Origin of the sequence: Acinetobacter sp. ABJ-A23_2 (assembly GCF_044538765.1) — a bacterium.
GTDB classification, from domain to species: domain Bacteria; phylum Pseudomonadota; class Gammaproteobacteria; order Pseudomonadales; family Moraxellaceae; genus Acinetobacter; species Acinetobacter nosocomialis_A.
The window spans coordinates 137,874-153,803 of the sequence record NZ_JBIUCP010000002.1 but is presented as its reverse complement, the minus strand read 5'-3'; the positions used below and the strand labels follow the sequence as shown (position 1 = coordinate 153,803).

Genomic DNA, 15,930 nt, shown 5'->3' with positions numbered 1-15,930 from the left:
AATTTATTTTAAATTTTAGTAATAAATTTTAATTAGTTGTAGGAAATCACGTAAAGTTTTCTCATATTATGAAAAAAGAAAAATTAATTCAATTGTTGAGGCAATGATTTTTCGAACAAAAAATGTGTCTAGAGTATTTTTTTAGTAAATGTATCATGTTTATATTTCTATATTTTTTCAGGTTTTCTCATTTTATTTATGTTCAATAAAGTTTGATGAATTTAAGCAACTTTAAAAATAATGGATTAACTAAGATAAAAATAGTTCACGCTACAGTTATAGGTTACCTATTATATACTATTGTTATGTTATACAGTAGCTTTTAATAAGAACTGTAAGTAACGAATCACAAACTCAACACATCTAAACATTTTTTTGTGGCACTTTAGATTGACGTATGTCGGCGGCGACAAAATAAAGGGATATTTATATGATAAATAAGTGTAAGTGTCATAGCTTAATTTATTTAAATCGCTAAGATAGAAAACAGAATGATTCATCCTCCTGATGCTACAGCCATAGAATAAGCCCATGAAAGACAAGCCGACATTAACTTATCAATTGCCGACTCAGTCCTGTTGGACGCATACATGGATAAAACCGCCTTTTTGTCATCCTGAATTGGGCCATGAAAAAGACACACGCTTTTATAATCAGCAGCCTAGATCGCCTGCACGAGGATCGAAAGAATTATTGCGTTGGTTAGTGACTCGTGAATCTTATACATGGAACGTCGATATTCAGAATGAGTATGAGGTACGTGTTAATACGCCAATTGCTTTACCGCAGAATCGTCCTCATGCGGATTTAGATGATTGGCAAGTGTGGTTTGTAGGTCACGCTACTGTACTCATTCAAATTGGTCCATATAACTTTATTACCGACCCAGTTTGGTGTGATTATGCGAGTCCACTGCATGGACGTGGTCCGCGCCGTGTATGTCCAGCGGGATTTGCTTTGGAACAGTTGCCAACCATTCATGGGGTTCTACTCAGCCATAATCATTATGATCATATGGATTTAGCAACGCTTGAATGGCTACATAAAAAATTCGCTATGCCGATTTATACGGGGCTTGGCAATGGGTTTTATTTGCCTAAAGAGTTCCATGTTATTGAAATGGATTGGTGGCAGGAAATTCCTTATCACGAGTTAAGAATAGTTTATACACCTGCTCAGCACGGTTCGGGGCGGGGCTTACGTGACCAAAATAAAGCACTTTGGGGCGGCTTTTCGGTTTTAGCAAAAACAGGACATTGTTTTTTTGCTGGTGACACTGGCTATGCAGGGCACTTCAAACAGATACATGCACGCTATGGCGCACCACGTGTTGCCTTACTTCCAATCGGAGCTTATGAACCTCGTAAACTAATGAGTTATGTTCATATGAATCCTCAAGATGCAGTGCATGCACATTTAGATTTACAAGCGCATCGGTCTATTGCGATTCACTATCGAACTTTTCAGTTAACAGATGAAGATCGGGAAGATCCTGAACATGCGTTAGCTCAAGCGATTAAAGCATCATCAAAACTTGCTAATCCTTTTTATTGCATTCGAGAAGGGCATAAATTGACTGTCTAAAACGCTATTATTTTTTATATTAAAAAAGCCAGTTCAATTTGAACTGGCTTTTTATTATTTTGACTAAAATTAAGCTAAGTCAAAACGGTCAAGATTCATAACTTTTGTCCATGCTGCAACAAAGTCTTGAACAAATTTTTCTTTACCGTCGGCTTGAGCATAAACTTCTGCTAATGCACGTAAGATTGAGTTCGAACCAAAGACTAAATCATTACGTGTCGCAGTAAATTTGACTGCACCTGTCTTACGGTCTTTGCCTTCAAATACTTCACTTGTTGAATCAACAGGTGCCCATACATTCGACATGTCGAGTAAGTTCGTAAAGAAATCTGTGCTGAGTACACCAACTTGCTGAGTGAATACACCATGTTGTGATCCATCCCAATTGGTGCCCAGTACACGTAAACCACCAATTAATGCAGTTAATTCTGGTGCAGTCAAAGTCAGTTGTTGGGCTTTATCAATCAATAAGATTTCAGCTGGTGTGTTGATACCTTCTTTCTTCCAGTTTCTAAAGCCATCAGCAGCGCCGAGTAGTAATTGGAAAGTTTCGATATCAGTTTGACTTTGTAATGCATCAACGCGACCAGGAGCAAATGGAACGCTAACGTTAAAACCTGCCGCTTGAGCAGCTTGCTCTACACCAACGTTACCTGCAAGCACAATTAAGTCAGCCAATGACAATTGAGTTGATGGTTTGAGTTCTTCAATTTTAGTTAAAGTCTCAACTGCTTTTTTATTTACTTCCCAACCACGTTGAGGAGCTAAAGCAATACGTGCACCGTTTGCACCACCGCGTTTGTCTCCACCACGGAATGTTGATGCTGATGCCCAACCAAGAGAAACTAATTCTCCAGCAGATAATCCTAATGCAGCGATTTTTGCTTTTGCATCAGCAATGCTTGCAGCAGATGGAATAGCGCTGGCAGCAGGTAATGGGTCTTGCCAAATTAAATCTTCAGCAGGGACTTCAGGACCTAAATAACGCGCTTTTGGACCCATATCGCGGTGAGTTAATTTGAACCATGCGCGAGCAAAAGCATTTGCAAACGCTTGAGGGTCATCATGGAAGCGACGAGAGATCTTTTCAAATTCAGGGTCAAAACGTAAGGTCAAATCTGTTGTCAGCATTGTTGGCTTACGTTTAACTGATGGGTCGAAAGGATCAGGAATGATTGCCTCAGCATCTGCTGCTACCCATTGAATTGCACCAGCAGGTGAACGCTCTTGTACCCACTCGTATTTGAATAGGTTTTCAAAGAAGTGATTGCTCCATTGTGTTGGAGTTTGTGACCAAATCACTTCTAAACCTGAAGTAATCGCATCTTTACCAACACCTGTACCAAAGCTATTTGACCAGCCAAAGCCCATTTGCTCAATTGGTGCTCCTTCTGGATCAGCATGAACATGATCAGCAGAGGCTGCCCCATGAGTTTTACCTAAAGTATGACCGCCTGCAATCAAAGCAACAATTTCTTCATCATCCATTGCCATGTTGCCAAAAGTCGCACGAATAAACGGTGCAGCTGATCTTGGGTCACCACTGGCTTCTGGACCTTCAGGGTTCACATAAATTAGACCCATTTCGGTTGCAGCAAGATTACTGCCTGCCAAAGCTTCAGAGTTACGATGAGCTAACCATTCTTTTTCATCGCCCCAGTTTACATCGTTGTCTGGTTCCCAGACATCTTCACGGCCTGCACCAAAACCAAAGGTACGGAAGCCAGAAGACTCAAGTGCAATATTTCCGGCAAGAATAAATAAATCTGCCCATGATATTTTTTGACCGTATTTTTGTTTAACTGGCCATAATAAACGACGTGCTTTATCTAGGCTTGCATTGTCAGGCCAGCTATTTAAAGGTGCAAAACGTTGTTGACCACGACCCGCACCACCACGGCCATCACCCATACGATAAGTACCGGCAGCATGCCATGCTAAACGAATAAATAAACCTGTGTAACTTCCCCAATCGGCTGGCCACCAATCTTGAGAATCGGTTAATACATTTTTGATATCGGCTTTGAGCGCGTAGTAGTCAATTTTTTTAAATTCTTCGCGGTAATTAAAATCTTTACCAAGTGGGTTGGAGCGTTCCGAGTGTTGATTGAGCAAGTCAACGCGTAATTGATTTGGCCACCAGTGCAAATTAGTCGTGCCACCACCGACTGTGACTTGCGGTTTTGAGTTATGACCTGAAAAAGGACATTTTGATTCGTTTGACATGATTATATTCTCTCTGGGTAATATTTATTTGAGCTCTTAATGGAACCGAAGGCTCATTTTCCTGGACTTCTGGGTTAAAAAAGTGATGCATATCGAATAAAGAAATGAGAGAACAAGTGGTGAGATAAACCGTTTTAAAATTTTTCACTGTTATGTCAGCTCATCATTTTTACTCAACAATACATGAGTTTCCTTTGTTTATTATTCCTTCAATTTACTGCATGAAGGCTAAAAAACAAGTGGGAAAATGGTTCGACTTTTGCAAATAATGATGCATGGCATGAGCTCCTTAATCATTGAAACATCGCAATATCTTTCAATTTCGTTCTTTAAATATACTAGAATCTGATCATTTATTTTTCAAATGGATTAAATTGGCTATATTAATAGATAAAACCGATTTTAACAGTGAAGTAAAATTGTTGAGTACGGTAAATGTGAATCTGAAAATAAGAGAGAAAATCTAAAAAATAGTTCAATAAAAAAGGAGAGTTAAAACTCTCCTTTTAAAGTATTTATACGGTGACAAGACGGTTAGATTTAACCATATCGGCTAAACCATGCGTTTTAAAGTAGTACTCAAGCCAGCTTTTTACAATAAGCGGGTTATTCATTTTCATGACATCATCAAGTAACTTTTGGGCATCTGTCATGGGTACATGACAAATTGCTTTACGCACACGTAAGATGTTGCTTGAACTCATAGAAAGGGTATTAAAGCCCATTGCCATCAGTAAGATTGCGGATAACGGATCGCCCGCCATCTCACCACAAATACTTACCGGTTTTTGGTACTTGTGACATTCCTTTACCAGTCGGGTTAGGGCACGCAAAATGGATGGATGGAAGTGTGAATATACGCTGGCCACATGTGGATTATTACGGTCCACTGCGAGCAAGTATTGAGTTAAATCATTTGAACCAACCGAGAAGAAATCGACAAGCTCTGCAAACTCATCAATTTGTAGCAGTACACTTGGTACCTCTACCATAATCCCGATTTTTGGTTTAGTAATTTTAACTTGCTCTTCTTCTTGCACAGCTATCCAGTCACGCTCAAGTAAATAAAGTACTTCTTCGACTTCACTGACTGTTGTCACCATTGGCAACAGAATATGCAAGTTATTTAAACCAATACTGGCTTTGAGCATTGCACGGATTTGTGCCGAGAAAATCTCTGGATGATCGAGCGTAAAACGAATACCACGCCATCCTAACGCCGAGTTTTCTTCTTCAATACTGAAGTATGGTAAGTCTTTATCAGCACCAATATCGAGAGTTCGCATCACCACTGGTTTATTGGCAAAGTGGCTCAACTGTTGACGATAGATAGCACGTTGTTCTTCTTCACCTGGGAAACGTTCCCGCAACATGAATGGAATTTCACTTCGATATAGGCCCACACCTTGCGCGCCGCGTTGTACGCCGCGAACAACATCAATCATGAGACCTGTATTTACAAAAAGTTGAACTGATACTCCATCTGGAGTAATCGCTTCTTTAGTCTCGTATTGTTTGAGATCTTTTGCGATTTGCTCATCTTCTTTCTGAATTTCTTTATAGCGTTGACGTAACCGACGTGGAGGGTTTACAAAAACACGGCCCTGATACGCATCCACAATCATTTCTGCATCATCGAGCGTGTTAACAGGTAGCTCAGTTACACCAACCACTGTTGGAATACCCAATGCACGTGCCACAATTACCATATGCGAGTTAGCAGCACCTTCTGAGGTTACAATGGCTGCAATATTATCTACCGGTAATTCCACGAGCGCAGCAGTACTAATTTCTTCACCAATTAAAATACTGTCTGGGCTGAGTTCACGGTGGCTTGAATCTTCTTCTTGCAAAGAAGCTAAAATACGCCGTCCTAAATCTTTAAGGTCGGAAACTCGTTCGCGAAGATAGTCATCTTCCATTTGCGCAAATAGGGCAGTGTGTTTTTCAATTACACGACGTACAGCACCTTGCGCCCAATGACCATCACGAATCAGATCTTTAATTTCTGCAGGTAATGCATTTTCATCTAGCATTCTTAAGAAAACGCTAAATAAAGCGCGTTCTTCGGCCATGAGTGAATCATGCATTTTTTCATCTAAAGAACGAATCTCTGAACGAACTGATGAAATCGCTTGATCTAGAAGACGAAGTTCATGGCTAATATCTTCTGCTTCACGGTCAGGTACTGCACCCAAATCGGCAGGTGGATATAAAATAATAGCGCGACCTAACGCAACACCACCTGCACCTGAAGCACCTTGGAAGGTTTTATAGGCAGGCCCATTACTTGGCTTACGAAATACATCGATATTGCCAACCGCGTGAGCATGCGCAATTACCCCAGAAAGCTGAGCACAGAGCGTAACTAAAAAGGATTCGGCTGCTTCGCTAAAGTCTTGAGGAAGTCTATTTTGGACAACTAAAACGCCCATAACCTTACGACGGTACATGACAGGTACGCCGAGGAATGAGTTATAAATTTCTTCGCCCGTTTCAGGTAAATACAAGAAGCGCTCGTGCTTTGGTGCATTGTCAAGGTTGACAATTTCTTCACGTTGCCCAACCAGACCGACCAAGCCTTCACCTAACTGCAATGAGACATGACCAACTGATTCTGGATTTAAGCCTTTTGAGGCCATCAAGACATAACGCTGGTTGCGTTCATCGAGTAAATAAATAGAGCAAACATCCACTTTCATGGCCTCAGCAACCTGATTGACCATAATGTCTAACGATTCATGCAAACTCACGGACGCATTAATCTCTTGGACAATGCGTCTTAGAGTGTCGAGTTGCATGTTTGACATGGATGTATACTCCAGTATTTTTTAGACTATGAATGTATTTATAACAGCACTTTTAATAAAAATCATTTGCTAGATAAATGATTTTTAGGGTAATTGTTGCAACGGCAACTGTGTACACAACTCCACCATGGCTTTCCGGTAAACATCACGCTTGAAGTTCACCACTTGACCAAGAGGATACCAATAGCTAACCCACTGCCATTCATCGAATTCGGGTGGGTCTGAGAGGTTTAACTGAATATTTTTTGCAGGCGCAGTTAACTTCAGTAAAAACCATTTTTGTTTCTGTCCGATACATACGGGGTCAGAGTCTGACCGAATGTACCGATGTGGCAAACGATAACGCAGCCATCCCTTGGTTTGCGCAATAATCTGGACATGTTCGGGCAATAAGCCGATTTCTTCTCTCAGTTCTCGAAAAAGTGCCTGTTCAGGGGTTTCTCCAAACTGGATGCCTCCTTGTGGAAATTGCCAAGCATTGTGACCAATGCGCTTTGCCCATAAAACCTGTCCATCATCGTTTGCCAAAATGATCCCGACATTGGGTCGGAAACCTTCTGAGTCGATCATTTGGCTACCTAAATATTTATCTATATCGTTGACTTTAATCGCGGGGACAAACACTTTTTTATGTCCAGCTCGAAAAGATCAAAGTAAAATGTTTAAATTGCTACGATCTTAACGAATTTCTATCGACTAGCGGAGATAGATTTACATTTTTTTTCTTAAATTTCAGTTTAAACGAGAATTTTCATGAAACTGGCGTTGTTTGATTTAGACCATACCTTGTTAAATACCGATTCAGACCACTCGTGGGGTGAATTTTTAGTCAACGAAGGTTTGGTTGATCCGGTTCATCATCGTCAGATGAATGATAAATTTTATGAAGATTACAAAGCTGGCCAACTTGACCCATATGCTTATAATGAATTCGTTTTCGGTTTCTTAACAAAGCATGATAATAGCTACTTAACAGAGCTTCACCAATTGTTCATGCAAAAAGTGATTCGTCCACAAATGCGCCCTAAAGGTTTTGATGCAATCAAAAAACATCAAGATTTAGGTCATACAATTGTTGGCATTACGGCAACAAGTGATTTTATTACTGCGCCAATTTTCCGTGAATTTGGTATTACTGAAATTTTAGCGACCAATGCCGAAGTGGCTGATGGAAAATATACGGGTAAAGTTGCGGGCTTGGCATGTTATCAAAAAGGTAAACTTGCACGTCTTGATGATTGGTTAGCAGGCCGTAGCGTATCTGAGTCTTGGGCGTATTCAGATTCAATCAATGACCGTTTTTTACTTGAATATGCAACGCATGCGATTGCGGTAAATCCTGATGATCGCCTAGAAAAGTTAGCTCAAGAGCACAACTGGGAAATTCAGGACTGGTCGATTTAAGATTATAGAGTTGGAAGAGCTATGTATTAGATAAGCTCTTTCAGCTCTTAATTCATTATATTTAAATTATTTTTTATATTTCTTGAAAATCCTAATCCAAAAATAAATATTGATAAGTTCAATAAAAATAAATTTTAAAAATGAGGTAATAATGTCAAAAACACCACAGATTAAATTACCAAAACAACTTTGGAATGATCAAAGTGTTGATTTAACACGCCATCGCTATCAGGGAAAATTACTGAGTAAAAGTGAAGGCTTTAAATTAGGTAAGGCTCAACGTAAAAAAGTACCGCGTGAACAGTTGTCAAAGCTTTCTGAACGACCAAAAGGTACAACTGCCTTAACGATCTATGATTGGAGTAATCAAGGACGATTAGAGAAACTCAAACCGATTCGTGCAAAACGGATGAGTGTTTCACCATTTACATTTTATCGTGGTATGCCTTCTTTGATGCTATTTGACCAAGCATGGGAGCAGGTAAATACAGGTTTATTTCAACAGATTTGTGGTGATTGTCATTTAAGTAATTTTGGTGGTTTTGCAAGCCCAGAACGTAATCTGTTATTTGGAATTAATGATTTCGATGAAACTTTAGTTGCCCCCTTTGAATGGGACGTAAAGCGTTTAGCAACCAGTTTTGTGATTGCAGCACGTGATATTAATCTTGCAGATAAAGTGGGTTTAAGAGCAATTAAAATAATGCTGAGTAGTTATCGTCAGCACTTATTAGAAAATGCGAAACTTTCACCCCTACAAGTTTGGTATGAAAAGATTGATGCCATTACCTTATTAGAAAATACTGAATGCCGAAAACTTAGAAAGAAAAGCGAAAAGGATATTGATTCGGCACAGAAAAAAACGGTGTATTCTGTTTTGCCGAAGCTTACCCAACAAGACCAAGAGACAGGATTGCGTCATTTTGTAGATGATCTGCCGTTATTATGGCACCCCAGTGCAGATGAACCATTTAATAAAGATGTTGATGTATTCTTTCAACAATATCGTGATTCCTTGAAATATGATCGCCAAGTACTTTTTGATCGTTATCAATGTACAGATGTGGCCTTTAAAGTGGTTGGTGTTGGAAGTGTTGGTACTCGATCAGCCATAGCCTTATTTCAAGATGCAGATCGAGAACCGTTAATTTTACAAATGAAAGAAGCGAATCCATCAATTCTTAGTCCGTTATTTGTAGAAAAAGTAAATCACGAAGGTGAACGTGTAATACATGGCCAGCAATTGATGCAGGCCGCAAGTGATATATTTCTTGGATTTTCTTCAATATCGAATCAACATTTTCATGTCCGTCAGTTACGCGATATGAAAATATCTTTTAATATTAATGATATGGATGAGGAGTATTTCTATAAGTATGCTGAAGATTGTGGCTTAGCTTTAGCGCATGCCCATGCAAAATCTGGAAATGCAGATGTACTTATGGGATATCTTGGAGAGGGCGATACGATTGTAGATGTATTACAAACGTATGCAGAAGAATATGCAGAGCGCAATCTAAACGACTATCAACAATTTATGAATGAAATTGCTGATAGTAAGATTCAACTCGCTGGAGATGATGCGCTTTAATAAATTACTTAACTTTGCTTGTGGTATACCAAATATTTGGGTCAGGGTTTTGTTGATGCCAAAGCTTAAATTGAGCCCGCCATTGCTGAAAGGGTGCCGATAAAGTAGGGCGTGGGTCATCACTTAAACTATAAGCCATACCTTCTACCAACCATTTGGGTTTAGTCAGCATTGCAATATTTCCCCATTCTTCGGCTTGACGGTGATGAATAAGCTCATGGGTGATGTAGAAATCTTTCCAGCCACGTGGTGCAACCAATAACCCCAAATTACCTACTGCTTTAGCGGCTGCTTTTTCCATACCAAAGGTATTGGCACATTGTGGAGTTGAGCAAAAAACCATAGTGGGTTGTTGATGAAAAGCACCTACTTTATTTTGGGTCTCTTTTAATGCCTGATTATAAAGTGTCTTTGCAAGAGGCTCTGTTTTTGGATCATCTACACAGACATTGCCTCCACAATGTAACAATGACAGGTGATGGGCGAAAACAACACGTATCGGCTTAAACCAAATAAATGTAACTAGAACTAAGACAGCTAAAGTTATGAAGCTGTATAAACCGATTTTAATTATCTTGGAATATTGATTCTTCACGATCATGAATCTTAAGTGAAAAGTATAATGATAGTAGAGTAAAGGGTATATATTTACAGTATTATTTCTAATCAATATATAACTTTATTAATTAAAAAATAGCATGGCTAAAAACAAGCGCACTAAAAATGAAAGTAGTACTGGTTTCTTTCAAGAGTTTATAGATCAGCTTATTACCGCTATTTTGGGCGAACTCCTTATTTATATTATTGCTTTACTGTTTATGAGTGCATTTGGCGGAATTATTTTTGCTGCTATATGTTTCAGTTGGGGCATACTATTTTTGCTGCTGCCTTTTGCAGTTTTGATTTATATCCTTTTTAAAAAATATAGTCATTAATAGCATTATTCTTGCATCATTTTAATCAACTCTTGCATGGCTCTAGATTGAGTACGTGCAGGGTGCCATACCATACCTAACTGGCGGTTCATCTCGACATCTAAATCAAGCTGTTGCATATCTTGATTCAACAAAGTTTTTGGTAGTACTGACCAACCTAAACCAATAGAGACCAACATACGAATAGACTCAAGAGGGTTATTACTCATGGTGATTTTTGGTTTAAGCCCTTGTTTTTCGAACTCAGCTAAAGTGATTTGAGCCGTATAAGTTTGTGCGGCAGGCAATAAGCTTGGGTATTCGATTAAGTCTTGTAAGGACAAATTCTTTTTTTGAGCCAATGGATGAAATGGAGCTGCTACAAAAACTAAAGGATCATTCCAGATGGTAATGTAGTTAAGACGCTCATCTCCTGAAGGAGGAAGCGTTAAAAAAGCAAGCTCTAAATCACCAGCAAGGACCTGTTCGTGTGCTTGTTCTGAATCAACAAAATGCACGTCTAGCGTGACTTGTGGAAACTGCTGAACAAAGTGTTTAAGTGGGGCAGGTAAGTGGTGCAAACCGATGTGATGACTCGTCCCGATTTTTAAACGGCCTTGTATTTGCGTTTGTTCATGACTTAATGTGTGGTGAATATCTTTAAGTTCATTTAACCAGTTTTTGACTTTTGGTAATAATGAATGTGCAGCATGAGTGGCTTGAACCCCACGTCCTGCTGACTCAAATAGCTTTACACCGAAGTATTCTTCGAGGCTATGAATACGTTTGGTAACAGCAGGCTGGGTAATAAAGAGTTGATCTGCAGCCACAGAGATAGACCCTGTTTCCATAACTTTTACAAAAGCTTCAAAGGCTGCAAGATTCATAATACAACTCTACTTGGAATAGAAAAATCGAGAGAGGCTAAAGTCGCCAAGCCAAAATCGTATCATGCTTGCAGCTAAACGTTCTATAAACTTGTGATTTGGCGTATTAATCTTAACCTAAGCAGTTGTCTCTTTTTCGTTTAAGGCTGAAATACGACGGTCTTTTGCTGCCCATACTTTTTCATGAAAGAAAAATGCAAATGCTTGTACGGTTGGTTCTAACATACTTAAGGTTAAAGCCATCCAAATGTTACCTGTTACAAAGTACGCGACTAGCATTGCTACCGTAATATGCATAATGTAGTAACTTAAGGTTTTCTTTAATGTACGTTGATTTTTTACAACGAATTTTTGAATATTAGCCATCATCATTCTCTCTACCTATATTTGATATTTTTAGTATAGAGATGAGAGTATAAGATTAAAAATGGATTATGCAAATGATAATCATTAACAAAACCGATTTATGTATTTTGCGTGATATTAATAAGCACAGGAATTATTCCTAAAAGTTTTCTAATTTATAAAAATGATAAATTAGATTTATGTGAAACTCTGGCTATAATCGAATAAAGATTAGAATTACCCAGTCCAATGGAGCAAGACGACATGGCAGGCAAAACTTTATATGACAAATTGTGGGATGACCACGTAGTTACAGAGCGTGATGATGGTTCGTGCTTACTTTATATCGACCGTCATTTATTGCATGAAGTAACAAGTCCACAAGCATTTGAAGGTTTGCAACTTGCTGGTCGTCAACCGTGGCGTTTAAGCGCAAACGTGGCTACACCAGACCATAACGTTCCAACCTCTAAAAAAGAGCGAGATCAGGGTATTGCAGGTATTGAAGATGATACGTCTCGTATTCAAGTTCAAACCTTAGATGATAACTGTAAGGCTTTTAATATTGTTGAATTTGGTATTAATGACATTCGCCAAGGTATTGTGCATGTTGTTGGTCCTGAACAAGGCTTAACATTACCGGGTATGACGGTGGTATGCGGTGACTCGCATACAGCGACTCACGGTGCCTTTGGTTGTTTGGCGCATGGTATTGGGACATCTGAAGTTGAACACGTTTTAGCGACACAATGTTTGATTCAGAAAAAATCAAAAAATATGTTGGTTCGTGTTAATGGCGTTTTAGGTAAGGGCGTAACACCAAAAGATGTCGTGTTGGCCATTATCGGTAAAATCGGTACTGCAGGCGGTACTGGTTATGCGATCGAGTTCGGTGGCCAAGTTTTCCGTGATATGTCGATTGAAGGACGTATGACGGTATGTAACATGGCAATTGAAGCGGGTGCTCGTGTGGGTATGGTTGCAGTTGATGATAAGACTATCGAATACGTAAAAGGCCGTAGCTACGCACCAAAAGGTGAGCAGTGGGAACAAGCGGTTGCTTACTGGAACACTTTACATTCAGATGATGATGCTGTTTTTGATGCTGTAGTTGAGTTAAATGGCGCAGAGATTGAACCACAAGTATCTTGGGGAACTTCACCTGAGATGGTGATTCCAGTGTCGAAAGCTGTACCAACTTTAGAACAAGCGAAAGATGACGTACAACGCAGTGACTGGACGCGTGCGTATCAATATATGGGTTTAAATGCAGGTCAAGCATTGGGTGATATTCAACTTGACCGTGTGTTTATTGGTTCTTGCACTAACTCACGTATTGAAGATATCCGTGCTGCTGCTGAGGTGGTTAAAGGCCGTAAAGTGGCTTCTAGCATTAAGCAAGCGATGATTGTTCCGGGTTCTGGTTTAGTGAAACAGCAGGCAGAAAAAGAAGGTTTGGATAAAATTTTCTTGGAAGCTGGCTTTGAATGGCGTGAACCGGGTTGTTCAATGTGTTTAGCAATGAACGCAGACAAATTACAACCAGGCGAACACTGTGCATCGACATCAAACCGTAACTTTGAAGGTCGTCAAGGTAATGGTGGTCGTACTCACTTGGTCAGTCCGGCAATGGCAGCTGCTGCTGCAATCGCAGGTCATTTTGTTGACGTTCGTTCATTTTAATTCGGTCTGGAGCAAACCATGAAAGCTTATACAGTTGAACAAGGTATCGTTGCACCATTAGATCGTGCCAATGTCGATACAGATTTAATTATTCCAAAACAGTTTTTAAAATCGATTAAACGTACTGGTTTTGGTGACAACTTATTTGATGAACTTCGTTATTTAGATGAAGGCTATCCAGGTCAAGATAATTCGGTACGTCCAAAAAATCCGGACTTTGTTTTGAATCAGCCACGTTATCAGGGAGCAACAGTTTTAATTGCTCGTACGAACTTTGGTTGTGGTTCAAGCCGTGAGCATGCACCTTGGGCATTAAATGAATATGGTTTCCGTACCGTTATTGCACCAAGTTTTGCTGATATCTTCTTTAATAACTGTTTTAAAAATGGCATGTTACCAGTCATTTTGCCTGAGAATATTGTTGACCAGTTATTTAAAGAGTGTGCTGCAAATGAAGGTTATCAATTAACTATTGATTTAGCTGCGCAAGAAGTACGCACACCAACTGGCGAAGCGTTTAAATTCGAGGTAGATCCATTTCGTAAGCATTGCTTGTTAAATGGCTTGGATGATATTGGTTTAACGCTTCAAAATGCGGACGCAATTCGCGCTTATGAAGAAAAAACTAAACAGGTTCGTCCTTGGGTATTCCAAGAGATAAATTAACCTTTTGGTACATTTTAAACATAGTCATGGCGTCGTGTTCAAACTCTTGCTAACATGCTAAAGCATAACAACAGCTTAAAATTATGCACTAGATGAGGATTGGGCTTGAACAATGAAGAGGAACGTTACTCATAGCTTTTTGTTGGGCCTGTGCGCAATAACACTGAGTGCTTGTCAGAGCACTCATAATGTAGTGGATACTGTTCGTATTAAGCAGGCTGAACAAGAAAATTTGGGGCAAAATGCAGCAATATATTGTTCGGGCGCAAAAAGTTGCGAATTTGAACGGCTAAATGATATTACTGTTGTTGATGCACAGACACGCAGAATTAGTAATCAGGCAATTCATCAAGGAATTGTAAGATTAAATGGTTCGGTGTTGAGTCAAAGCAATAGCTTGTATCTATCTGTGCCTGCGAAACAATATGAAGTGGTGATTCGTTACTATCCGATTTCTCCAGATCGGGCAGAAACGATCCATGTTATTCACCAATTCAAAGCTAATCATCGCTATATGTTTAAAATGTACCGAGACAAATCTAACCGTTCGGGTAGTTTGCTCAATGTTTCTGTACCAGATCCATTATGTGTTGACTTAGAGCAAGATGGGCGTGTAATTCGCCGTTTTTGTCGACCATTTGATGTAACCACAGGACTCGGTGAATTTCTCGAACAGAAAAAACTAACACCACGACAGTCATAACGCTGTCTTGTCTTTGAAAATGGAAAACTTCATGTCTAAACAGATTTTAATTTTGGCTGGTGATGGAATTGGTCCTGAAATTGTTGGGGCAGCAGAAAAAGTATTAAATAAAGTAAATGAAAAATTTAATTTGTCGTTGACTTGGGAACATGGCCTATTAGGTGGCGCAGCGATTGATGCTCATGGTGAACCGTACCCAGCTGTAACAAGCGAGCAAGCAAAGAAAGCTGATGCCATTTTATTAGGTGCCGTTGGCGGACCAAAATGGGACACTATTGAACGCTCTATTCGCCCTGAACGTGGTCTTTTAAAAATTCGTAGTGAACTTAACTTGTTTGCTAACTTGCGCCCAGCGATTTTATACCCACAATTAGCCGATGCTTCTAGCTTAAAGCCTGAGGTTGTTGCTGGTTTAGATATTTTAATTGTTCGTGAATTAACTGGTGGTATCTACTTTGGTCAGCCACGTGGTATCCGTGAACTCGAAAATGGTGAAAAACAAGGCTATAACACTGACGTTTATTCTGAAAGTGAAATTAAACGCATTGCAAAAGTGGCTTTTGAACTTGCAGGATTACGTGGTGGTAAAGTTTGTTCTGTAGATAAAGCAAACGTTTTAGAAGTGACAGAGCTTTGGAAGCAAACGGTTACTGACTTACAGCAAGCGAACTATCCAAATATTCAGCTTTCACATATGTATGTGGACAATGCTGCAATGCAACTTGTACGTGCGCCTAAACAGTTTGACGTAATCGTTACAGGCAACTTGTTTGGCGATATCTTATCTGACGAAGCAGCAATGCTTACAGGCTCAATTGGTATGTTGCCATCAGCTTCTTTAGATGAAAGTGGCAAAGGCATGTATGAACCTTGTCATGGTTCGGCGCCTGATATTGCAGGTCAAAATGTGGCAAACCCATTAGCAACCATTCTTTCTGTTGCAATGATGCTTCGTTATACCTTCCGTGAAGAAGCTGCTGCTAAAGCAATTGAAAATGCAGTAGGGCAAGTACTTGATCAAGGTTTCCGTACAGCCGATATTATGTCTGAAGGCATGACTAAAGTAGGTACAGCCGAGATGGGTGCAGCTGTCGTTGCTGCTCTTTCTTAAAATCTA

The 15,930-nt window shown here is 39.6% G+C and carries 14 protein-coding genes; 8 read left to right on the top strand and 6 right to left on the bottom strand.

Annotated elements, in window-relative coordinates:
• The first annotated feature begins 531 nt into the window (after positions 1-531).
• Positions 532-1,584 carry an MBL fold metallo-hydrolase gene (locus ACH63V_RS01645; RefSeq protein WP_396462545.1) on the top strand — a complete coding sequence of 351 codons (1,053 nt, stop codon included), beginning with the start codon at positions 532-534 and terminating at the stop codon, positions 1,582-1,584.
• A gap of 69 nt (positions 1,585-1,653) precedes the next feature.
• Here the strand turns inward: ACH63V_RS01645 and katG are convergent, their stop codons facing one another.
• The 3 genes from katG to ACH63V_RS01630 form a co-directional block, all read right to left on the bottom strand.
• Positions 1,654-3,810: a catalase/peroxidase HPI gene (katG, locus tag ACH63V_RS01640; protein ID WP_396462544.1), complete on the bottom strand. Its 2,157-nt coding sequence runs from the start codon at positions 3,808-3,810 to the stop codon at positions 1,654-1,656.
• A gap of 515 nt (positions 3,811-4,325) precedes the next feature.
• The gene (gene ptsP, locus ACH63V_RS01635) at positions 4,326-6,620 is read right to left on the bottom strand and encodes a phosphoenolpyruvate--protein phosphotransferase (protein ID WP_263612849.1); all 2,295 of its coding nucleotides are present in this window, start codon (positions 6,618-6,620) and stop codon (positions 4,326-4,328) included.
• A gap of 84 nt (positions 6,621-6,704) precedes the next feature.
• Positions 6,705-7,190: an RNA pyrophosphohydrolase gene (locus tag ACH63V_RS01630; RefSeq protein ID WP_019458019.1), complete on the bottom strand. Its 486-nt coding sequence runs from the start codon at positions 7,188-7,190 to the stop codon at positions 6,705-6,707.
• A gap of 183 nt (positions 7,191-7,373) precedes the next feature.
• Here ACH63V_RS01630 and ACH63V_RS01625 point away from each other — a divergent pair, with 183 nt between their 5' ends.
• On the top strand, positions 7,374-8,024 hold the full coding sequence (locus tag ACH63V_RS01625; RefSeq protein ID WP_032048122.1) for an HAD family phosphatase: 651 nt from the start codon (positions 7,374-7,376) through the stop codon (positions 8,022-8,024).
• A gap of 151 nt (positions 8,025-8,175) precedes the next feature.
• Positions 8,176-9,615 (top strand): DUF2252 domain-containing protein, encoded by a 1,440-nt coding sequence (locus tag ACH63V_RS01620; protein ID WP_396462543.1) that lies wholly within the window; start codon positions 8,176-8,178, stop codon positions 9,613-9,615.
• Positions 9,616-9,619: 4 nt separating this feature from the next.
• Here ACH63V_RS01620 and ACH63V_RS01615 read toward each other — a convergent pair whose 3' ends face one another.
• Positions 9,620-10,216 (bottom strand): hypothetical protein, encoded by a 597-nt coding sequence (locus ACH63V_RS01615; RefSeq protein WP_396462542.1) that lies wholly within the window; start codon positions 10,214-10,216, stop codon positions 9,620-9,622.
• Positions 10,217-10,313: 97 nt separating this feature from the next.
• Between ACH63V_RS01615 and ACH63V_RS01610 the strand changes: the two genes are divergently transcribed.
• On the top strand, positions 10,314-10,550 hold the full coding sequence (locus ACH63V_RS01610) for a hypothetical protein (RefSeq protein ID WP_396462541.1): 237 nt from the start codon (positions 10,314-10,316) through the stop codon (positions 10,548-10,550).
• 5 nt (positions 10,551-10,555) lie between these two features.
• Here the strand turns inward: ACH63V_RS01610 and ACH63V_RS01605 are convergent, their stop codons facing one another.
• Both ACH63V_RS01605 and ACH63V_RS01600 read right to left on the bottom strand, forming a co-directional pair.
• Positions 10,556-11,416: a LysR family transcriptional regulator gene (locus tag ACH63V_RS01605; RefSeq protein ID WP_396462540.1), complete on the bottom strand. Its 861-nt coding sequence runs from the start codon at positions 11,414-11,416 to the stop codon at positions 10,556-10,558.
• A gap of 117 nt (positions 11,417-11,533) precedes the next feature.
• Positions 11,534-11,788 (bottom strand): DUF2061 domain-containing protein, encoded by a 255-nt coding sequence (locus ACH63V_RS01600; RefSeq protein ID WP_200000243.1) that lies wholly within the window; start codon positions 11,786-11,788, stop codon positions 11,534-11,536.
• Between the two features lie 237 nt (positions 11,789-12,025).
• Between ACH63V_RS01600 and leuC the strand changes: the two genes are divergently transcribed.
• The 4 genes from leuC to leuB all read left to right on the top strand — a co-directional run bounded on the left by leuC (position 12,026) and on the right by leuB (position 15,924).
• Positions 12,026-13,444: a 3-isopropylmalate dehydratase large subunit gene (gene leuC / locus ACH63V_RS01595; protein ID WP_396462539.1), complete on the top strand. Its 1,419-nt coding sequence runs from the start codon at positions 12,026-12,028 to the stop codon at positions 13,442-13,444.
• 18 nt (positions 13,445-13,462) lie between these two features.
• Positions 13,463-14,110: a 3-isopropylmalate dehydratase small subunit gene (gene leuD / locus ACH63V_RS01590; protein WP_086495923.1), complete on the top strand. Its 648-nt coding sequence runs from the start codon at positions 13,463-13,465 to the stop codon at positions 14,108-14,110.
• A 112-nt stretch (positions 14,111-14,222) separates the two neighbouring features.
• Positions 14,223-14,813, top strand: coding sequence for a hypothetical protein (locus ACH63V_RS01585; protein ID WP_396462538.1), 591 nt, complete (start codon positions 14,223-14,225; stop codon positions 14,811-14,813).
• Positions 14,814-14,844: 31 nt separating this feature from the next.
• On the top strand, positions 14,845-15,924 hold the full coding sequence (gene leuB / locus ACH63V_RS01580; protein WP_396462537.1) for a 3-isopropylmalate dehydrogenase: 1,080 nt from the start codon (positions 14,845-14,847) through the stop codon (positions 15,922-15,924).
• Positions 15,925-15,930 lie beyond the last annotated feature (6 nt).